The organism is Streptomyces sp. H27-H5, assembly GCF_026627505.1.
In the GTDB taxonomy this organism is placed as follows: domain Bacteria; phylum Actinomycetota; class Actinomycetes; order Streptomycetales; family Streptomycetaceae; genus Streptomyces.
This window is the reverse complement of the sequence record NZ_JAPNLK010000017.1, coordinates 72,804-92,771: the sequence shown is the minus strand read 5'-3', so window position 1 is coordinate 92,771 and position 19,968 is coordinate 72,804. Positions and strand designations below refer to the sequence as shown.

Annotated in this window: 15 protein-coding genes and 3 tRNA genes; 7 read left to right on the top strand and 11 right to left on the bottom strand. The window is 72.8% G+C overall.

The genetic code is table 11. The features are described from left to right. Positions 1–146: 146 nt before the first annotated feature. Both OTB19_RS11285 and OTB19_RS11280 read left to right on the top strand, forming a co-directional pair. Positions 147–836 (top strand): SanA/YdcF family protein, encoded by a 690-nt coding sequence (locus tag OTB19_RS11285; protein ID WP_267797918.1) that lies wholly within the window; start codon positions 147–149, stop codon positions 834–836. A gap of 322 nt (positions 837–1,158) precedes the next feature. Beyond that, the gene (locus OTB19_RS11280) at positions 1,159–2,304 is read left to right on the top strand and encodes an RNA polymerase sigma factor (protein ID WP_420716826.1); all 1,146 of its coding nucleotides are present in this window, start codon (positions 1,159–1,161) and stop codon (positions 2,302–2,304) included. Positions 2,305–2,405: 101 nt separating this feature from the next. Here the strand turns inward: OTB19_RS11280 and OTB19_RS11275 are convergent, their stop codons facing one another. The 4 genes from OTB19_RS11275 to OTB19_RS11260 all read right to left on the bottom strand — a co-directional run bounded on the left by OTB19_RS11275 (position 2,406) and on the right by OTB19_RS11260 (position 8,145). Next, entirely contained in the window at positions 2,406–4,328 is a 1,923-nt protein-coding gene (locus tag OTB19_RS11275; protein ID WP_324290514.1) for an ABC transporter ATP-binding protein, read from the bottom strand. Further along, positions 4,325–6,058, bottom strand: a complete 1,734-nt coding sequence (locus OTB19_RS11270) for an ABC transporter ATP-binding protein (protein WP_267797916.1) — start codon at positions 6,056–6,058, stop codon at positions 4,325–4,327. Before OTB19_RS11270 ends, OTB19_RS11275 begins: the two co-directional genes overlap by 4 nt. A gap of 247 nt (positions 6,059–6,305) precedes the next feature. Next, positions 6,306–7,754: an FGGY family carbohydrate kinase gene (locus tag OTB19_RS11265; protein ID WP_267797915.1), complete on the bottom strand. Its 1,449-nt coding sequence runs from the start codon at positions 7,752–7,754 to the stop codon at positions 6,306–6,308. Between the two features lie 85 nt (positions 7,755–7,839). Continuing rightward, the gene (locus tag OTB19_RS11260; protein WP_267797914.1) at positions 7,840–8,145 is read right to left on the bottom strand and encodes a YtxH domain-containing protein; all 306 of its coding nucleotides are present in this window, start codon (positions 8,143–8,145) and stop codon (positions 7,840–7,842) included. Positions 8,146–8,291: 146 nt separating this feature from the next. On the opposite strand from OTB19_RS11260, the gene OTB19_RS11255 reads away from it, so the two are divergent. The 3 genes from OTB19_RS11255 to OTB19_RS11245 all read left to right on the top strand — a co-directional run bounded on the left by OTB19_RS11255 (position 8,292) and on the right by OTB19_RS11245 (position 8,699). Then, positions 8,292–8,364 (top strand) — tRNA-Asn (locus OTB19_RS11255). Between the two features lie 5 nt (positions 8,365–8,369). Continuing rightward, positions 8,370–8,442 (top strand) — tRNA-Asn (locus OTB19_RS11250). A gap of 180 nt (positions 8,443–8,622) precedes the next feature. Next, a tRNA-Ile gene (locus tag OTB19_RS11245) sits at positions 8,623–8,699 on the top strand. 121 nt (positions 8,700–8,820) lie between these two features. On the opposite strand, the gene OTB19_RS11240 is transcribed toward OTB19_RS11245, so the two are convergent. From OTB19_RS11240 to OTB19_RS11230, 3 genes are all read right to left on the bottom strand, one after another. Further along, positions 8,821–9,792: a hypothetical protein gene (locus OTB19_RS11240; RefSeq protein WP_267797913.1), complete on the bottom strand. Its 972-nt coding sequence runs from the start codon at positions 9,790–9,792 to the stop codon at positions 8,821–8,823. Between the two features lie 140 nt (positions 9,793–9,932). After that, positions 9,933–11,546 carry an MFS transporter gene (locus OTB19_RS11235; RefSeq protein ID WP_267797912.1) on the bottom strand — a complete coding sequence of 538 codons (1,614 nt, stop codon included), beginning with the start codon at positions 11,544–11,546 and terminating at the stop codon, positions 9,933–9,935. A gap of 209 nt (positions 11,547–11,755) precedes the next feature. Further along, positions 11,756–12,943, bottom strand: a complete 1,188-nt coding sequence (locus OTB19_RS11230) for a carboxylate-amine ligase (RefSeq protein WP_267797911.1) — start codon at positions 12,941–12,943, stop codon at positions 11,756–11,758. A gap of 215 nt (positions 12,944–13,158) precedes the next feature. Here OTB19_RS11230 and OTB19_RS11225 point away from each other — a divergent pair, with 215 nt between their 5' ends. Further along, positions 13,159–14,421 (top strand): MFS transporter, encoded by a 1,263-nt coding sequence (locus OTB19_RS11225; RefSeq protein ID WP_267797910.1) that lies wholly within the window; start codon positions 13,159–13,161, stop codon positions 14,419–14,421. A 134-nt stretch (positions 14,422–14,555) separates the two neighbouring features. Here OTB19_RS11225 and OTB19_RS11220 read toward each other — a convergent pair whose 3' ends face one another. Beyond that, positions 14,556–15,896 (bottom strand): carboxyl transferase domain-containing protein, encoded by a 1,341-nt coding sequence (locus OTB19_RS11220; protein ID WP_267797909.1) that lies wholly within the window; start codon positions 15,894–15,896, stop codon positions 14,556–14,558. Positions 15,897–15,964: 68 nt separating this feature from the next. Beyond that, positions 15,965–16,657, bottom strand: a complete 693-nt coding sequence (locus tag OTB19_RS11215) for a LysE family transporter (RefSeq protein WP_267797908.1) — start codon at positions 16,655–16,657, stop codon at positions 15,965–15,967. Positions 16,658–16,727: 70 nt separating this feature from the next. On the opposite strand from OTB19_RS11215, the gene OTB19_RS11210 reads away from it, so the two are divergent. Further along, complete coding sequence (locus tag OTB19_RS11210; protein ID WP_267797907.1) at positions 16,728–17,159, top strand: Lrp/AsnC family transcriptional regulator; 432 nt, start codon at positions 16,728–16,730, stop codon at positions 17,157–17,159. Here the strand turns inward: OTB19_RS11210 and OTB19_RS11205 are convergent. Both OTB19_RS11205 and OTB19_RS11200 read right to left on the bottom strand, forming a co-directional pair. Next, positions 17,156–18,745: a GAF domain-containing protein gene (locus OTB19_RS11205; RefSeq protein WP_267797906.1), complete on the bottom strand. Its 1,590-nt coding sequence runs from the start codon at positions 18,743–18,745 to the stop codon at positions 17,156–17,158. The genes OTB19_RS11210 and OTB19_RS11205 overlap by 4 nt on opposite strands. Beyond that, the gene (locus tag OTB19_RS11200) at positions 18,742–19,779 is read right to left on the bottom strand and encodes a rod shape-determining protein (protein ID WP_267797905.1); all 1,038 of its coding nucleotides are present in this window, start codon (positions 19,777–19,779) and stop codon (positions 18,742–18,744) included. Before OTB19_RS11200 ends, OTB19_RS11205 begins: the two co-directional genes overlap by 4 nt. Positions 19,780–19,968: the final 189 nt, after the last annotated feature.

Sequence of the window (19,968 nt, the reverse complement as noted above, 5' to 3'; positions counted from 1 at the left end):
CGGCTGCTCACCGGCGCCCGTCGGGCGCTGTGCTTTCCGCGCGGCGCCGGTGGCCGGCGCGCCCCCGGGGCGTGCGCCGAAACCGCGCGCCGCCTCCCCGCGTCCTGATCAGCGACACATCCGAGGGCATCACCGGGGGGACCGTCATGCGTGGGATCGGGAAGAGGCCGAGGCTGCCGCTGCGCACCGTCAAGGCCCGGCGGCGGGCCGTGCAGGCCGTCATGGTCGGCTGCGTGCTGGCGCTGCTGCCCTCGGCCTGGACGCACGCGACGGCCGCGCCGCGGCTGCGGACCACGGCCGACGCGCCGGCGGCCGACGTGGCCGTGGTGTTCGGGGCCGGGTTGTGGAACGGCAGGCCGACCCCGTACCTGGCCGACCGGCTCGACGCGGCAGCCGAGTTGTACCGCGCCGGCAAGGTCAAGGTCGTCCTGGTCACCGGCGACAACAGTCGGACGGAATACGACGAGCCCGACGCGATGCGCACCTATCTCACCGGGCACGGGGTGCCGGACGAGCGGGTCGTCAGCGACTACGCGGGCTTCGACACCTGGGACTCCTGTGTCCGCGCCAAGGAGATCTTCGGGGTGCACCGGGCGGTGCTGGTCAGCCAGGGCTTCCACATCCGGCGGGCCGTCGCGCTGTGCCGGGCCGCGGGCGTGGACTCGTACGGGGTCGGGGTCGACGACGTCCACGACTCCACCTGGTACTACGGCAGCACCCGCGAGGTCTTCGCGGCCGGCAAGGCGGCGCTGGACGCGACGCTGCGGCCCGAACCGCGCTTCCTGGGACCGAAGGAGGAAGGGGTCTCGCGGGCCCTGGCCGCTCTGGCAGACTGACGCCACCGTCGGCGTATGCCGCGGTCGAACTCGCCGAGGCGCGGATCCGCGTCAACTCCGTGCACCCCGGCATGACGCTCACCCCGACTCCGCCGGGCGGGGAGCACCACCCGAACCTCCAACTCGCCCGCCGCCGAACAGGTTTGGGGCGGCTCGCGGGTCCCTCCGTCGAAGCGGCGAACGACCACACGGGTTCCGCGCGAGGACGGGGCGTCGGCCTTCTCGGACATCCGTCCGATCCGCATCGGGGTTCCCGCCAGGGGGTAACCATCGGTCACGCACCGGACTCAGAAAGTGCTCGCACGCCCCTCGTGGCGGCGATGTGTCGTACCCCACACTGAGGTGCGGTGCCCCCGTCCTCGGAGCCCTGGAGGTCGCCCCCGTGCAGACCCAGACCCTGACCGTGAACGTGAGTCACCCCGCTCGGGCCGACGAACCCGTCGAGGCAGAGGCAGAGGCAGAGGCCGAAGCCGTGGACGACGAGCCCGAGGTCCCGGAGCTGATCGAACCGGTGCCGGAGCAGCGCAGGCGCAGCGCGGACAGCGGGAGCGGGGCGGGTCCCTCCGCCGACCTCTTCCGCCAGTACCTGCGCGAGATAGGCAGGATCCCGCTGCTCACCGCCGCGGAGGAAGTGGACCTGGCACGACGCGTCGAGGCCGGGCTGTTCGCCGAGGAGAAGCTGGGCAACACCCCCGGCCTCGACCTCCAGCTCACCCTCGACCTGGACAAACTCGTCGTCATGGGACGCATGGCCAAACGCCGTCTCATCGAGTCCAACCTGCGCCTCGTCGTCTCCGTGGCCAAGCGCTACGTCGGCCGCGGGCTCACCATGCTCGACCTGGTCCAGGAGGGGAACCTCGGGCTGATCCGGGCCGTCGAGAAGTTCGACTACGCCCGCGGCTACAAGTTCTCCACCTACGCCACCTGGTGGATCCGGCAGGCGATGTCCCGGGCCCTCGCCGACCAGGCCCGGACCATCCGCGTCCCCGTCCACGTCGTGGAACTGATCAACCGCGTCGTGCGCGTCCAGCGCCGCATGCTCCAGGAACGCGGGTACGAGCCCACCGCCGAAGAGGTCGCCGTCCACCTCGAACTGACCCCCGAGCGGGTCCTGGAGGTGCTCCGTCTCGCACAGGAGCCGGTCTCCCTGCACGCCCCGGTCGGCGAGGAGGACGACGTCGCCCTCGGCGACCTCATCGAGGACGGGGACGCCACCTCGCCCATGGAGTCGGCGGCCTTCTTCCTGCTCCGCGAGCACCTGGAAGCCGTGCTCTCCACCCTCGGCGAGCGCGAACGCAAGGTCGTCCAACTGCGCTACGGCCTGGCGGACGGACGGCCGCGCACCCTGGAGGAGATCGGCCGGATCTTCGGCGTGACCCGCGAGCGGATCCGCCAGATCGAGTCCAAGACCCTCAACAAGCTGCGCGACCACGCCTTCGCCGACCAGCTCCGCGGCTACCTGGACTGACGCGCACGCCGTCCGGACCGCACGCGACCCGGACGGACCAGCCGAAAGGGGTGCCCCCTCGACGAGGGCACCCCTGACACGACCGCGACGACCCCGCCCGGTCAGTCGACCTCGGCCACCGCCTGCGCGAACTGCGCCGCGTACAGCCGCGCGTAGGCGCCGTCCGCCGCCAACAGCTCCTCGTGGGTGCCCTGTTCCACGATCGACCCGCTCTCCATCACCAGGATCACGTCCGCGTCGCGGATCGTGGACAGCCGGTGCGCGATGACGAAGGACGTACGGCCGTGCGCGAGACGCGCCATCGCCTTCTGGATCAGCACCTCGGTACGGGTGTCCACCGAACTGGTCGCCTCGTCGAGCACCAGGATCACCGGGTCCGACAGGAACGCCCGCGCGATGGTGATCAGCTGCTTCTCGCCCGCGCTGACCCCCGCGCCCTCGTCGTCCAGCACCGTGTCGTAGCCGTCCGGCAGGGTGCGGATGAAGCGGTCCGCGTGCGCCGCCCGCGCGGCCTCCTCGATCTCCGCGCGGGTCACCTCGCGCGAAGCGCCGTAGGCGATGTTCTCCGCGATGGTGCCGCCGAACAACCAGGTGTCCTGGAGCACCATGCCGATCCCGCTCCGCAGCTCCTCGCGGGTCATCTTCGCGATGTCCACGCCGTCCAGGGCGATCTCGCCGCCCGTGACCTCGTAGAACCGCATCAGCAGGTTGACCAGCGTGGTCTTGCCGGCGCCCGTCGGGCCGACGATCGCGACCGTGTGCCCGGGTTCGACCGTGAGCGAGAGGTTCTCGATCAGCGGCTTGTCCGGCTCGTAACGGAAGGCGACCTTGTCCAGGGTGACCTGGCCGCGCAGCGACTCCGGACGCTCCGGGACCTCCGCGTCCGCTTCCTGCTCCTCGGCGTCCAGCAGCTCGTACACCCGCTCCGCCGAGGCCACACCGGACTGCACCAGGTTCGCCATCGAGGCGACCTGCGTCAGCGGCATCGAGAACTGGCGCGAGTACTGGATGAAGGCCTGCACGTCACCGATCGACAGGGTGCCCGAGGCCACCCGCAGACCGCCGACGACCGCGATCAGCACGTAGTTGACGTTCGAGATGAAGAACATCACCGGCTGCATGATGCCGCTGACCAACTGGGCCTTGAACGAGGCCTTGTACAGCTCCTCGTTCTCCGCGGCGAAGACCGCCGCGGACTCCTTCTGCCGCCCGAAGACCTTGACCAGGTTGTGCCCCGAGTACATCTCCTCGATGTGCGCGTTGAGCGTGCCCGTGGTCTTCCACTGCGCCACGAACTGCGGCTGCGACTTCTTGCCGATCTTCGCCGCGACGAAGATCGAGACCGGCACGGTCACCAGCGCGACCAGCGCCAGCAGCGGCGATATCCAGAACATCATCGCCAGCACGCCGACGATCGTCAGCAGCGAGTTCAGCAACTGCCCCATCGTCTGCTGGAGGGTCTGCCCGATGTTGTCGATGTCGTTCGTCGCCCGGCTCAGCACCTCGCCGCGCTTCTGCTGGTCGAAGTACGACAGCGGCAGCCGCGACAGCTTCGCCTGGAGCTCCTCGCGCATCCGGTACACGGTGCCGTTCATCACGTGGTTCGACAGCCGCGTCGCGACCAGCATCAGCAGACCGGCGAGGGTGAAGACCACCAGCGCCCCGATCGCCACGACCCCGACGGCGCCGAAGTCGATGCCCTGGCCCGGGGTGAAGGCCGTCCCGGACAGCATGTCCGCCATGCCGCCCTGGCCCCTGGCGCGCAGGTCGTCCAGCGCCTGCTGCTTCGTGATCCCGGCCGGCATCTGCCGGCCGACGATCCCCGCGAACACCAGGTCGGTGGCATGACCCAGGATCTTCGGGCCGACCACCGTGAACGCGACGCTGCCGATGACGGCGACGACCATGCCCCACAGCTTGACCCGGTCCTGCGCGAGCTGCCCCAGCAGCCGCTTGCCCGACCCCTTGAAGTCCATGGACCGCTGGGCCGGCCCCATCATCATTCGTCCTCCGGGCCCGCTCACGCCGCCTCCGCCTCCGTCAGCTGGGAGAGCACGATCTCCCGGTAGGTCTCATTGCCGGCCATCAACTCGTGATGGCGTCCCTCGCCCACCACCCGGCCCTCGTCGAGGACGATGATCCGGTCGGCGTCACGGATCGTGGACACCCGCTGGGCGACGATGACCACGGTCGCGTTCTCCGTCTCGCGGGACAGCGCCGCGCGCAACGCCGCGTCCGTCGCGTAGTCCAGCGCCGAGAAGGAGTCGTCGAACAGGTAGATCTCCGGGCGCTGCACCAGCGTGCGGGCGATCGCCAGCCGCTGCCGCTGACCGCCGGAGACATTGGTGCCGCCCTGGGCGACGGGCGCTTCGAGGCCCCCCTCCAGCGCGGACACGAAGTCCTTGGCCTGGGCCACCTCCAGCGCCTGCCACAGTTCCTCGTCCGTGGCGTCCGGGCGCCCGTAGCGCAGGTTGGAGGCCACGGTGCCGGAGAACAGGTACGGCTTCTGGGGCACCATGCCCACCGTCCTGGCCAGCAGCTCCGGATCCAGCCGGCGCACGTCCTCCCCGTCGACCAGCACCTCGCCGCCGGTCGCGTCGAACAGCCGGGGGACCAGCCCCAGCAGCGTGGATTTGCCGCTGCCCGTGGAACCGATCACCGCCGTCGTCTCGCCGGGACGGGCCACCAGGTCGACGCCGCGCAACACCGAGGCCTCGGCGCCGGGGTAGCGGAAGTCGGCGCCGCGCAGTTCCAACTGCCCGTGCCGCCGCAGCTCGCGCACCGGGTCGGTGGGCGGGACCACGCTGGACTCGGTGTCCAGGACCTCCTGGATGCGCTCGGCGCAGACCTCGGCGCGCGGCACCATCATGAACATGAAGGTGGCCATCATCACGGACATGACGATCTGCATCAGATAGGCGAGGAAGGCCGTCAACTGGCCGATCTCCATGCCACCGCTGTCCACGCGCATGGCGCCGAACCAGATGACGGCGACGCTGGAGATGTTCACGACGACGATGACGACGGGGAACATCAGCGCGAGCAGCTTCCCCGAGGCCAGCGACACCCCGGTGAGCTCGGCGTTCGCCTCCCGGAAGCGCTCCTTCTCGTACGCGTCGCGGACGAAGGCGCGGATCACCCGGTTGCCGGTGATCTGCTCGCGCAGCACCCGGTTCACGATGTCCAGGCGGGTCTGCATCTTCCGGAACAGCGGCCGGGTCCTGAAGACGATCGCGCCGACCGCCAGGCCGAGGATCGGGACGACCGCGAGCAGCACGCCGGACAGCTTCACGTCGAGCGACAGCGCCATCGCGATGCCGCCGACGCACATGATCGGCGCCGAGACCATCAGCGTGAAGGTCATCAGCGCCAGCATCTGGACCTGCTGGACGTCGTTCGTCGTACGGGTGATCAGGGACGGGGCGCCGAACTGGCCGAGCTCCCGCGCGGAGAAGCTCTGCACGCGGTCGAAGACGGCGGCCCGGACGTCCCGGCCGAGCGCCGCCGCGGTGCGGGCGCCGTGGTAGACGGCCCCGATGTTGCAGACGAGCTGGACGAGCGAGACACCGAGCATCAACGCGCCGAAGCGCAGGATGTAACCGGTGTCACCGTTGACGACACCGTTGTCGATGATGTCGGCGTTGAGCGTGGGCAGGTAGAGGCTCGCACTGGTCTGCAGCAGTTGCAGCAGCACCAGCAGGGCGATGGGTTTCCGGTACGGACCCAGATGGGTCCGCAGAAGTCGTATGAGCACGCGCAGGCTCCGGTCGGCAAGATCGAGGGGGGTTCGCTCCATCTTCGGCCAATCGGGTGCCTGATCCCCACCCGTTTTCGCAAAGGCAGGTCAAAAGGAGTAGGCCGTCTCGGCCCCCCGCGCGCCCGCCGACCGGGCGCACGCCCCTTCGGGCCGAAGCCCGAAGCCCGCCGCCTAGGCCCTGTCGTCGAAGTGGCGCCTGGCCCGCGGCGCCCGGTACCGCACCTCGCCGCGTTGACGACAGGACCTAGAACGCCCCGGGGTGGATCTGCTCGCGCGTCGCGACGTACTGCTGGCGCACCGCCTGCCAGGCCGGGTAGTCCTCGTCCGGCTCGAAGACCTGCGCCGCCGGACCCGGCCAGACCGGCGGGGTGTGCGGGGCGAGGGTGCCGCGCGCCACACCGAGGGCCCACGCCGCCTGGCGGGCCGCGCCCAGCGCCGCGTAGTCGGCCGGGGCCGGGACCACGATCTGCGTCCCGAACAGGCCCGGCGCCGCCGCCTGCACGGCCGGCAGCTCGGCCGCCGCGCCCAGCAGGAACACCCGACGGATGTCCACCCCGCGGTGCCGCAGGATGTCGAGGGCGTCGGCCAGCCCGCACAGCATGCCCTCGAAGGAGGCCCGCGCCAGGTGCTCCGGCTTCATGGAGTCCCGCCGCAGCCCGGACAGGGTCCCCGAGGTCTGCGGCAGGTTCGGCGTCCGCTCGCCCTCCAGGTACGGCAGCAGGACGAGGCCGTGCGCACCCGGAGTCGACTTCAGCGCCAGCGCGCTCAACCCCTCCAGGTCGGTGCCCAGCAGCTCGGCGGTGCCGCGCAGGGCCCGTACGGCGTTGGAGACGTTCACCACCGGCAGGTGCATGCCGCCCGCGTCGGCGAGCGAGGTGATCAGGCCGCCCGGGTCGGGCAGCGCCTGGTGGTGCACCGCCATCACCGAACCGGAGGCGCCCAGCGACACCACCGCGTCGCCCAGACCGAGGCCCAGTCCGAGGGCGGCGGCCATGGTCTCGCCGGTGCCGGCGGATATCAGCAGCCCCTCGGGGGTGGTCCCGGCGGCGTCGGCCGGGCCGAGCACCTCGGGCAGCAGCGCCTGGTGCCCCAGGGCCAGTTCGACGAGGTCGGGGCGGTAGGCGCCGGTCGCCGTCGACCAGTAGCCGGTGCCGGACGCGCCGCCCCGGTCGGTGGTGCGGCGGGCGGGCCGACCGAGCAACTGCCAGACGAGCCAGTCGTGCGGGGACATCAGCACGGCCACCCGACGCGCCGACTCGGGCTCGGTACGGGCCAGCCAGGCCAGCTTCGCGATCGGCTGGGCGGAGTGCGGGACGCAGCCCACGGCCTCGGCCCAGCCCCGGCGACCGCCGAGCACCTCGATCAGCTCGGCCGCGGCGACCTGCCCGCGCTTGTCGTTCCCGACCAGTGCCGGACGCACGAGGGCGCCCTGCGTGTCCAAGGGGAGCAGGCCGTGCTGCTGCGCCGAGACCCCTATGGCCTGGACCCCTTCGAGGAGACCGCCGCCGGCCGCCTCGCCGAGCGAGAGCAGCCACGCCTGGGGGTCCGTCTCGTGGGGGTTCGTACCCCCCGGTTCGCCCGTCGGCTGCGGATGGGGCGCGTAGCCCTGGCGCAACACGGCACCCGTGTCGGCGTCACAGACGACGATGCGAGTGAAGGTGGAAGAGCTGTCCAGCCCGGCGACTATCCCCATGCGGAGAATTCTGCCGCACGCACCGGCGGACTCCGCCGTCGAGGAGGCCTCCCGGCCACGGGCCGAGGGAGGCCTCCGGCCGGCCTCAGGTGTTGCTGGTGCCCCAGTCGTCCTCGCCGCCGGGGCCGGTGCCCCGACCGCGCAGGGTCCGCACCCGCTCGGCGAACGCCTCCGGCACCGCGTCGCCGACCGTGTCGCTCACCGCGGCGAAGGCCTTGCCCGCGAACTGGCGACCGCTTTGACCGGCCGTCTCCGCGGCATTGCGGACCGCCGGGTTCTGCGCGATCTCACGGGCCGACTTCTTCAGCTGCTCGTACCGCTCGCGCCCGGCCCGGGTCCCGAGCACGTACCCGACGGCCAGTCCGACCGCGAACGTGACCTTGTACCGCATGCCTGTCACCCTTCGTCGTGTGGTGCCCGGCCTGCCGCCGATACCGATTGGCGGAGCACCCCCCTGCTTGCGCTAATCTATGACTCGCAACGGGCGCTCGCCCCCCGGCAGACGCCGGAGGTGGGCTGTTCGGTGTAACGCAGCAATCCCCTGTAGCTCAATTGGCAGAGCAGCCGACTGTTAATCGGCAGGTTACTGGTTCGAGTCCAGTCGGGGGAGCGCGGTCCCCTGTAGCTCAATTGGCAGAGCAGCCGACTGTTAATCGGCAGGTTACTGGTTCGAGTCCAGTCGGGGGAGCAAAGAAGAGGAGGGCCCGCAAGGGCCCTCCTTTTTTGCCCTGATTCCGGAACCGGGCAGCGCTCGGCGCGGTCTCTCTGGACAGCGAAGCCGATCATGCGAGGCATCCGAGGCAGGAGATCGTATGAGCGGCTATGCTGCGGCAGACGGCGCGCACACATGTACGCGCCACGCCGTAAAGGGGCGGTAGCTCAGCCGGTTAGAGCAGCGGACTCATAATCCGTCGGCCGTGGGTTCGAGTCCCACCCGCCCCACCACGGGGCTGGTTCGCAGAAACGTTGCGACCAGCCAATCCGGTGCCTCGCCCAGCCTCGCTGGGCCGAGGCACCTTCTCGTTTCCGGCCCTTGTCGTGCGGGGCGGTGGGCGCGGGGCGGGCGTCAGGCGGTCGGGCAGGCCGTGGCCGGGGCGTCGTGGGTGAGGGCGCAGACCATCCCGGCGCCGCGTCCGTGGTCGGGGTACGCCGCGAGCAGCTCGGCCTCGAAGTCCTTCCACTGACGGGCGATCTCGGCGGTGGCCCCGGCCGTTGCGTGCCGGAAGTTGTCGCCCGTCCTTGAACGGTCGGACGCGGCGGTGTCCTTGTTCAGGACGCGGTTGTGGGCGACGCGGCCGGCGCAGTCGGGGGGCTTGACCCCCGTGGAGTCCATGTCGGGGTAACAGCCGGTGGTGAGGTCCCCGGGGATCCGCTCGCGTGCCTCGCGGGTCCACTCGGCGTCCGTCAGGGCGCTGTAGCGGCGGATGTCGAGGAACGGCGCGACGTCCGTGCGTTCCAACCCGGGCGGGTTGTCGAGGCCGATCGGGCCGGGGCCCGGCCGGTCGACCCAGTTGGAGTGCGAGTAGAAGTCCTCGATCTGGTGCCAGCCTCGGCCGAGCTGCTCCAGGACGGCGCACTTGGCCCGCCCGGGCTTCCCGTCCCACGCGCAGGGGGAGGACAGGTCGCTCTGGTCCACGCGCACCTTCCCGTCGGCGTCGACGAGGCCATCCGCGGCCCGGACCGCGTCGCGGAAGCGGGCGACGGAGGTACGGACGCAGGCGAGGAGCTCGGTGGTGGCCTCGTCCCGGGTACGGGGGTAGTCGCGGGCGTCGAGGTAGTCGGCGTTGTCGCAGTGCAGGGGGCCGACGTCGAAGTAGGGGCGGTGGTCGTTGGCGTTGATCGCGCCGCTGCGGGCGTCGGCCATCGCGGTCAGGGTCACCGGCTCCCAGGGCAGCGCGGCGCGGGTGATGTCCTCGTGGTGGTCCCCGGTGAAGGCGTGGGCGGGGCCGCTCGGCACGGCGGCCAGGGCGACCGCCAAGAGCGCCGCGGCGGTCGCGGCGGCGGGCCGGGGCCGGCCGGGGAGCGGAAGGTGGGACATGCGGAGCTCCAGGCGTCCGGGGGCGCGCCCCGGGGAGGGCGAGCCCTGCCTCCATGCTGCGCGCCCACCCCGGGCTCCGCACGCGCGCGGCGGCCGGCACGCTCGCGCGTCCCGGCCGGTGTCCGCGGGCGGTCACAGCCCTAGGGCTCCGTCGAGCGGGGCTGGGTCGACGGGATCCGTTGGGCGAAGAACAGGGCGATGAGCGCGGCGAAGGCCAGGATGGCGAGCGCCGCGCGCAAGCCGTCGAGCCTGGCGTCGGCGTTGGCGGCCATGGCCGCCTCGGACACCTCCGGGCTCGTGCCGGCTTCGTCCAGGGCGGTCTTGAGCTGGGCGTCGGACAGGAACGGCGCGCCGCTCTGGAGCTGGACGGTCGCCTGGCTCTTGACGCTGTCCGGGACCGCCGGATTCGCCTCGACGTTGGTCAGGAAGGACGTCGTCAGCGCGCCGATCATGATCGATCCGGCGAGTGCCGTGCCGATCGAGGCGCCGAGGTTGGTGACGGCGTTCTGTACGCCGCCGACCTCCGCGCTTTGGGACTGCGGCACCGCGGACACGGTGACCGACCCGAGCTGGGACGCCAGCGCGCCCATGCCCAGCCCGATCAGCAGGAGGGGGAGGGTGACGATCTCCGCCCCGGCGTCCGCGTCCAGCGCGGCCATCAGCACCACCGCTCCCGCGAGCAGCGCGAGGGTGCCGAGCCGTACCACCCGCCGCGGCGAGATGTCCGGGAGGAAGCGCGGGATCAGGGTCGCGGCGGCCAGCAGGCTCACCGAGAGCGGCAGGAGACGGGCGCCGGTCTCCAGCGCGGTCAGGCCCAGGGCGACGGACAGGTAGAGCGGGACGACGAAGAACACGCCCATCTGCACGAGGTACTGGAAGAAGAACATCGTCAGGCCGCCGGTGAGCTGCCTGTTCCGCAGCATGCCGGGATCGACCAGGGGATCCCCGCCGCGCTCGACGACCCTCGCCTCCCAGTGGAGGAAGATCCGGATCAGCAGCAGACCCGCCAGCATCAGCCACGTCGTCAGGGACACCCCGATCCACGACGGCGCGTCGGGCTTCGGCTGGAACCAGCCCCACTCGTCGGACCGGAGCACGCCGTAGACGAAGATCCCGAGCCCGAGCGCGGAGAGGACGGCGCCCAGGTAGTCGACGCTCCGGCGTTCACCGGGCGGGGCGTCCGCGATGCGGCGCGCGAGCACGAGGATGCCGAGCACCACCACGACCTCGCCGGCGAAGACCCACCGCCAGGAGAAGTACGTCGTCGCGACACCGCCGATGAGCGGTCCGACCGCGATGGCCACGGCCCCCGCCGCGACGACGAGTCCGTAGGCGGCGGGCCTGCGTTCGACGGAGAAGTTGCCGGCGACGAGCGCCACGATCGCGGGCAGGATGAGCGCCGCTCCGAGCCCCTCCAGGAACGCCCAGCCCAGCAGCAGCACGGGCAGGTTCGGTGCGAGCGCGGTGGTGAGGGAGCCGGCCCCGTACACACCGCAGCCGATCATGAACGCGCGTCTGCGGCCGATCAGCGCCCCGACCTTGCCGCCGGGGATCATGAACATGGCCATCACGAGGGTGTAGGCGGTGATCGCGCCCTGGATGCCCGTCACGGTCGTGCCCACGTCCTCGGCCACCGTGGCGATGGAGACGTTCATGACGGAACTGTCGAGCGCCATCAGGAACTGACCGGACGCGAGCGTCAGCAGGACGAGCCGCGCCTTCGCCGAACTCTCGGCCGTGCTTGGGGAAGCCATTGCCGCATGCTTCCAGCCGCCCGGGGGCCCGGAGGGTCGGCGCGCCAGGCGGTCAACCGGACGGAGGCGGCCCTCCCCGTGCGCGAGGTACGGGCGAGGCCCGCCGACCCGCGGCCCGGTGGCCGACCCGCCGCCGACCCGGTGTCCCGCCGACCCGCCCCGACCACCGACCCGGCATCCGGGGCCGGCGGTCGGCGGTCGGGCCGTGCCTAGACGTCCTCCGTGTCGTCCGCCACGAGGCGCAGTACGTCCATCAGGTCCTGGCGGCGGGCGTACGCCACGCGTTGGCGGTGGGCGCCCGAGCCGTCGCGCAACAGGCCGGCCAGGGCCTTGGCCGCGTGGTCGAGGTCGCCGGCCGCCGCCAGTTCCGGGGCGACCCGGTCGAACAGGGCTTCCGCCAGGTCGGCCGCGGGGAGTTCGGTGCCGGAGTACGGGTCCAGGCCGAAGCCCTCCAGGCCGTCGTGGGCCGCCCGCCAGCGGGCCAGGCGCAGTACGTCGTCCCGCACCGGCGGGTCGGGGACGTGTTCGGCGATCTCGCGCAGGGCCGTGGCCACCAGGGCGCGGGCCAGTTCCGCCTGGAGGATGGCCGAGTCGATGTCCGAGGACATGTCGGGCGCCCGGATTTCGAGCGTCGGCCAGTGCCCGGACGGGCGGAGGTCCCAGTAGACCATCTTGGTGTCCAGGGCGGCCCCGGAGCCGAGCAGGGTCTGTACCGAGCGTCGGAAGTGGGCCGTGGACGTGTAGTGCGGGGGCAGGCCCGCCGAGGGCCAGCCCGCCCAGGCCATCGCGCGCCAGCTGGAGTGGCCGGTGTCACGGCCGCCCCAGAACGGCGAGTTGGCCGCCAGCGCGATCAGCGTGGGCAGCCAGGGTCTGACCCGGTTGGACACCGCCACGGCGGTGTCCACGTCGAGGGTGCCGATGTGGATGTGGCGTCCGCAGCTGACCAGGGTGTCGGTCAGGGCGCCGAACCGGCGGTGTTGTTCGCGCTGGCGGGGTTCGTCGTCGGTCAGGTGCAGCGGGCCCTCCACGGCCAGGATCGGCGAGGGCGCCGCCAACAGCCGGCAGCCGTGGGCGCGGGCCGCCGCGCCGAGGGAGCGCCGCAGGGCGCTGAGCTCCGCCCGCAGCGTGGCCGCCGAGTCCGCGACCGGGGTGGCGATCTCCACCTGGTAGCGGGTCCCTTCGGGGTGCAGCTCGTGCGGGAGTCCCGCGGCGGTGGCGAGGACGAGAGGTGCGGCCGGGACCACGCGCAGGGTGCGGGCGTCGACGAGGAGGAACTCCTCCTCGATCCCGAGCGTGAGGGGGGCCGGGTCGCCGCCCATGAGGTGCAGACCGCCGCTGCCCGCGGCGCGGACGCCGGTGTGACTGGTGCTCGTGGTGCTGTTGCCAGGTTCGATCACTACGCCTCCCTGGACATACGAGTCTTTTCATCATGGGCCGCGCGGGAGGCGAGGAGGGTACGCCGATTCGGTCAAATGTCCGGTGATAATGGCGAGTTAGCGGCAAGATCCGACTCGGGGTGGGGTGCCCGTTTCCGGTGGGGCGGCTGTTGCGCGGGCGTGAACAGGCGGGAAAAGGACGCGGGCCGCGCGCGGGCCGCTGGTTATCATCCGATGTGACCGGTACGACGTCCCCTCCCCGACCCGAGCGGCGCATATTCGCCGACTTGACCCCGCTGCGCACCTCCCCGGACTACCGGCGGCTGTGGGTCGGCGGGACCATCTCCTGGATGGGCCAGGCGATGACCGCCCTGGCCATCTCCCTCCAGGTCTACGAGATCACCGGGTCGAGCTTCTCGGTCGGGCTCGTCGGGCTCTTCTCCCTCGTGCCGCTCGTGGTCTTCGGCCTCTACGGCGGCGCCATCGCGGACACCGTGGACCGGCGCAAGCTCGGCCTCCACAGCTCCACGGGACTGGCGGTCCTGTCCGTCGCGCTGGCCGCCGCCGCGCTCCTCGACTACCACCGGGTCTGGCTGCTCTACACGATCGTCGCGCTCCAGGCGGTCTGCGGGGCGCTCAACGGGCCGGCCCGGTCGGCGATGATCCCGAGGCTGCTGCCGCCCGAGCAACTCCCGGCGGCCAACGCCCTGGGCTCCGTCACGATGACCTCCGGCACGATGATCGGGCCCGTCCTGGGCGGGCTCGTCGTCGGCTGGTGGGGGTACCAGGCCGCCTACCTGGTCGACGCCGTCACCTTCTGCGCCGCCCTCTACGCGATGTGGCGGCTTCCCTCGATGAAGCCCGACCGGGCCGAAGGGGTCCGGGGCCGGGCCTCCGTGCTGGACGGGCTGCGGTTCCTCGGGACCCGGCCCAACATCCGGATGACCTTCTTCTCCGACATGGCGGCCATGGTGCTGGCCCACCCCCGGGCACTGTTCCCGGCGATCGCCGGACTCTGGTACGGCGGCGACGCCAAGACGGTCGGCCTGCTGGTGGCGGCTCCGGCCGTCGGGGCGCTGCTGGGCGGGGTGTTCTCCGGCTGGCTGGGGCGGATCAGGCGGCACGGCCTGGCCATCCTCCTGTCCGTCGCCGCCTGGGGGCTGGCCATCGCCGTCTTCGGGCTGACCCGGAACCTGTGGCTCGGGCTGTTCTTCCTCGCCCTCGCCGGCTGCTCCGACACCATCTCCATGGTGTTCCGCTCCACGATGATGCAGGCCGCCAGCCCCGACGAGATGCGGGGCCGGCTCCAGGGCGTCTTCATCGTGGTCGTCGCGGGCGGGCCCCGACTCGGGGACTTCCTCGCGGGGACGGTGGCCGACCTGACCTCGCCCGCCGTGGCGATCACGGGCGGGGGACTGGCCTGCGTCCTGGTGGTGGGTCTGCTGGCCTCGTGGTGGCGCGGGTTCGCCCGGTACGACGCCAGGTCGCCGCAGGCCTGATCCCTGTCCGGCGCGGGGTCGGACGGGGCGGCGCGGCCGGGACCCGCGGGTGGTCCGGGACGTCCGACGGCCCCGGCCCCGGACCGCGTTCCGGTTCTGCCGTCGAGCCGGCCGCGCGCGCCCGGCGCTGATCCTCAGGGTTTCGCCGCGACCACGCCGCGCGCCACCCCCAGGGCCACCAGGTCCTGGGGGCGGACGCGGAGCTGGTCCGCGGTGGCCGGGGCCTGGTCGGCGGGGCGTTTGAGGATGGCCGCCGCCAACTCCGGTGCGATCACCGAGAAGTAGCTGTCCGGGGTGACCCAGGTGTTCCCCGGCGCGGCCAGGGCGAGGGCCCCGCCCGATCCGCCCTCGCCGATCAGCAGGGTGGTCACCGGTACCGAGGCCCCGGCCACCGCCGCGAACGTGTCCGCGATCGCCGCGCCGGCGCCCGCGTGTTCGGCGGCGGCGTCGTTGGCCGCGCCCGGGGTGTCCACCAGGGTCAGCACGGGGATCCCGAGCCGGTCCGCGAGGCGGATGACACGGGCGGCCGTCCGGTAGCCCGCCGGGCGGGTGGCGGTGCCGCACTGGGCGGCGTACGCGACGGCCCGCCCCTCCCGCAGCCCGAACCCGCACAGCATCCCGGGATCCGTGCCGCCCGCCCGGTCCCCCGACAGGGGCAGGCGCAGCGCGAAGTACGCGTCGAGGTACGCCCGGGCGCGCGGCCGGTCCGGATGCCGGGCCTGACCGACGGCTTCCCAGCCCGTCGCGGGCGGCGTCGCGTCCGCCAGCGCGGCCGGCGGCTCGACCGGTTCGGTCGACCGGGGCGCGGCCAGCAGGCGCAGCCAGTCCGTCACGGTGCCCGGCAACGACGCCGCGGGCACCACGGCGTCCACGTGCCCGGCCGCGTACTGCCCCTCGGCGGTGTAGGCCGCCGGGTCCGCGTCGGCAGGCCGCACCCGGGACCCGGCGAAGCCGACCTGCGCCCCGGGGAGCGCGAGCACCACGTCGGCGCCCGCCCCGAGGGTCGCCCAACCGCCGCCCGTGGTCGGGTCCCGCAGGACCGCGATCTGCGGGAGCCCGGCGGCGCGGGTCAGCACGGACTGCCGGGCCACCCGCTGGAGTTGGGTCAGGGCGAGCATCCCCTCCTGCATCCGGGAACCGCCGGTGGCGATCAGGGACACCAGGGGGAGCCGGCGCGCGCGAGCGTGGCTGTACGCGGCTTCGAGCCGGTCTCCGGTGCGCTCGCCCAGCGACCCCCCGAGGAAGCCGAACTCGAAGGAGATCAGGGTCGCCTCGTGACCGCCGATGCGGACGGTCCCGGTGACGACGGACTCCCGCTCGCCGGTCCGCAGTTCGGCGCGGGCGCGGGAGTCGTCGTACCCGCTCCATGCGAGGGGGCCGTCGGCCGGGGACTCCCGCGGCGGAACGGGGAGTTCGACGAAACTGCCGGGGTCGGCGAGGGAGGCGATGGCCGCGCGGGCCGAGAGGCGGGTCACGGGCTCACCCTAGAGGGTGAACAAGATCCTCGCCCGGCCGCCGGCTCCGGCCCGGTGCCCGGCCCGGCTCAGGTCCCGGGGAGGGGGAAGGCGATCTTCAGGGCGTAGGCGGCGACGAGACCGTGGCCGAGGCGGAAGGTCCACAGGCGGACGGTGGGGGAGACCCTGGCCCCGGCGAAGGAGCCGAGGACGACGAGGAACTGCTGCCAGAGCAGGGAGGCGAGGGCGACGCCCGCGAGGAAGGCGGCTCCGGTCGGGCCGCTGCGCAGACCGCCGCCCTGGGCGGTGGTGAGCGCCGCGAAGTAGAGCGCGGTGGTGGGGTTCACGGCGGTCAGGGCGACGAACCGGCCGAAGGCCCTGCCCGGCCCGGCGGCCCCCGAGCCGACCGCCGGTGAGGCGGCGGCGGGTGTCGCGGGTGTCGCGGGCGCCGGGGATCGCGCGGGCGGGGCCGTGACCTGCGGGAGTCGGGGGCCGCGCGCGGAGTGCAGCCCCCGCGCGGCGATCACCAGCAGGATCAGGGCCGACGCCAGTCGGACCCAGGCCTCGACGGGCCCGACGTGGGAGGCGAGCCGGGGCCCGAGCACCGTCGCGAGCGCCGCGTAACCGAGGTCCACCACCGCGATGCCCGCCGCCGCGGCGACGGCCGCGCCGCGATGCCGCATCGCCTCCTGGAGCAGCAGCACGCTCATCGCACCCATCGGCACCGCCACGCCCAGGCCCGCCACCGCCCCCGACACCGCGGGAGCCATCAGTTCGCTCATGCCCGTGAGGATGCGGCGGGCACCCCTACGGACGGCGGCGGGTATCGGCCCGCGCTGCGACAATCGCGGCATGGACCGTCTGGACAGGGAGATCCTCGGCATCCTTCAGCAGGATGCGCGGATCTCGTACCGCGACCTCGGCGTCCGCGTCGGACTCAGCGCCAACGCCACCGCCGACCGTGTGCGCCGGATGCGCCGGGACGGGGTGATCCTCGGATTCACCGTCGTCGTCGACCCGGCGGCCGACACCCGGGGCGGGCTGGTCGTCTTCATCGACCTCACCCTGCGCCAGGACGTCACCAACGAGGAGTTCGAGCAGCGGGTCGCCCGGCTGCCGGGGATCACCGAGGTCGTGCACGTCACCGGGGAGTACGACTACCTCGTTCGGGCCCGCGTCGCCGACGCGACGGCCCTCGACGCGCTGCTGCGCCGCCTCAAGCGGGAGACCGGAGTGGCCCAGTCCAGCACCCGCATCGCCCTGCGCGCCGCGAACACTGCCTAGTGCTGTGTCAGGCGGTTGCCCCGGAGCGGGGACTCCCAGGTCAGGGTCGTGCCCCGGGTGCCCGTCTCGGTGCGGCCGTCGTCGGAGACCGTCAGCCTGACCCGGGTCGGGCCGGCGTCCACCGCGACACGGATGGAGGTGACGTCGGTGCGGCGGTGGGCCGCGGCCAGGGCCCCGCGCAGGGTGGACAGCAGGTCGCCGGCCACCGGTTCCGTGAGCAGGGTGTCCACGGCGCCCTCGAAGTGCACGGACGGTTGGAAGCCCAGCAGCACCGCCGCGCCGCCCGTCTCGCGCAGCACCCGGCCGCGGAAGGTGGTGGGGGCGTCGGTGGGCGGCTGTTGGAGGGCGAAGATGGCCGTGCGGACCTCCTGGATCGTGGAGTCCAGTTCGTCGACGGCCCGGCCGAGTTCGTCGCCGACGGTGTCCCCGGCGGGGGCGGCCGCCGAGCGCTTCTTGGTGCTCTCCAGCATCATCTCCGTCGCGAACAGCCGCTGGACCACGAGGTCGTGCAGGTCCCGCGCGATCCGGTCGCGGTCCTCGTACACGGCCAACTGCTCCCGGTCGTGCTGCGCGTCCGCGAGGACGAGCGCCAGCGCCGCCTGGGAGGCGAACTGCGAGGCCAGCAGCCGGTCCACCGCGTCGTACGGCCGCCCGCCCCGCTCCCGGGGCAGCGCCAGCGTGCCGATCAGCTGACCGCCGCTCTGCAACGGGAGCATCATGCTGGGGCCGAACCGCACCCGCACGTGCGTGGTCATCCGCGGATCCGTCGCCGAGTCCTCTATGAAGACGGGCTCGCCGCCCAGAAGTTGCTCCAGGACCGCCGAGCCGGGGGCGATGGCGGTGCCGACCATGTCGCCGGGGTCGCCGTGCGTGGAGGCCGCCACGATCTCCATGCCGCCCTCGGGGGTCGGCTGGAGGACCACGCCGGCCGCCGCGTCCGCGAGCAGCCGGGCCCGTTCGGCCACGCACATCAGCGCGTCCGCCGCCGGGCGGCCCGCCAGCAGGGCCGTGGTCACGGCGGCGGCGCCCTCGATCCAGCGCTCCCGGCGGCGCGCGGTCTCGTACAGCCGGGCGTTGCCGATCGCTATCCCCGCCTGCGAGGCCAGGACGCGCAGCAGCGCGAGGTCCTCGTCGGTGAACGGGCCGCCGCCCTGCTTCTCGGTGAGGTACAGGTTGCCGAAGACCTCCGTGTGCACCCGGATCGGCACCCCGAGGAAGGTGCGCATGGGCGGGTGGCCGGGTGGGAGGCCCACCGAGCGGGGGTCCCGGGCGAGGTCGTCCAACAGCAGCGGCCGGGCGTCCGTGATCAGCGCTCCGAGGACCCCGGACCGGCCGTCGGGGAGCCGGGGGATCGCGGCCCGTTCGGCCTCGGTCAGTCCGGCGGTGAACAGCTCGGTCAGCCGGGCGCGCTCGGGGTCGACGACCCCGAGCGCGCCGTAGCGTGCGCCGCACAGTGCGGCGGCCGACTCCACGATGTGCTGGAGGGATGTGCGCAGCTCCAGTTCGGAGCCGACCGAGAGCACCGCCTCCAGCAGGGCGGGCAGGGCGGACCGTTCGGCCGCGGTCCCCTGGGGATCCAGCGTCATCCGGCCAGCGGGTTGAGAACCATGGGGGCGATCTTTCCTTCGAGCATCGCGCCGAGACCCAGTACGGCGCACACGTCGGGCCGTTCCGCGATGGCGACGGGCATCCCGGTCGCGTCCCGCAGCATCTGGTCCAGGCCCGGCAGCAGGGCGCTGCCTCCCACCATCATGATCCCTCGGTCCGTCAGGTCCGCGACCAGGTCCGGCGGGCAGTCCCGCAGCACCTTGCCGATCCCGTCGAGGACGGCGGTCAGCGGGGTGAAGATCGCGTCGCGGACCGCGGCGGTGTCCACCTGTACCGAGCGGGCGAGCCCGGTGGCCACGTCGCGGCCGTGGATGAGGGTGGAGGCCGGCCCATCGGGGGTGATGCCGTTGCCGTGCAGGGCCAGCTGGAGCGGCCGGACGGCCTGGCTGGGCAGCATCAGTTCGTGCGCGTGCCGCAGGTGCTGGACGATCGCGTGGTCGATGGCCTCGCCGCCGACGGGGATCCGCTCGGCCGTGACGATCGAGCCGAGGGAGAGGACCGCCACCTGCGTGGCCGCCGCCCCACACACCATGATCATGGTCGCGGTCGGCTGCTCCACGGGCAGGCCGCAGCCGACGGCCGCCGCGATCAGGGTGTCGACGAGTTCGACACGCCGGGCGCCGAGTCCGACCAGCGTCTCCACGGTGGCCCGCTGGGCCAGTGGATCGGCGTCGTGCGGGGTGCAGGCCGCGGCCCGCAGTCGGGGCTTGCGGCGCAGGGCGCGCCGCAGCTTCTCGCCGAGGAGGTGACGCAGCATCCGCTGGGCCATCTCGATGTCGACGACGGTGCCGCCGGAGACGGGGCGCACGACCCGGATGTAGTCGGGTGTGCGGCCGGTCATCCGTTCGGCGAAGGTGCCCACGGCGATGAGTGCACCGGTGCGCGTGTTCACGGCGGCGACGCTGGGCTCGTCGACGACGAGGCCGGCGCCCTTCACGTACACGCGGGTCCTGGCCGCCCCCAGGTCGACGGCGACGTGGCAGCGGCGCAACTGGTCAAGGCTGACGGTCACGGCGGATCCTCCCGAGTGCGCTGACGCAAGGAGACCGACGGATGCCGGTCGCAATCCATATCTTCTCGGGTAAATGGGGTATACCGCCCGTTGGAATGCTCCGGGTGGGGTGTGCCTGAGGGGTCGAGAGGTGCTGCACGGGGGTGGATTTCTGTACCGACAGGCAGCACGATGCGCGCACCGTCCGCG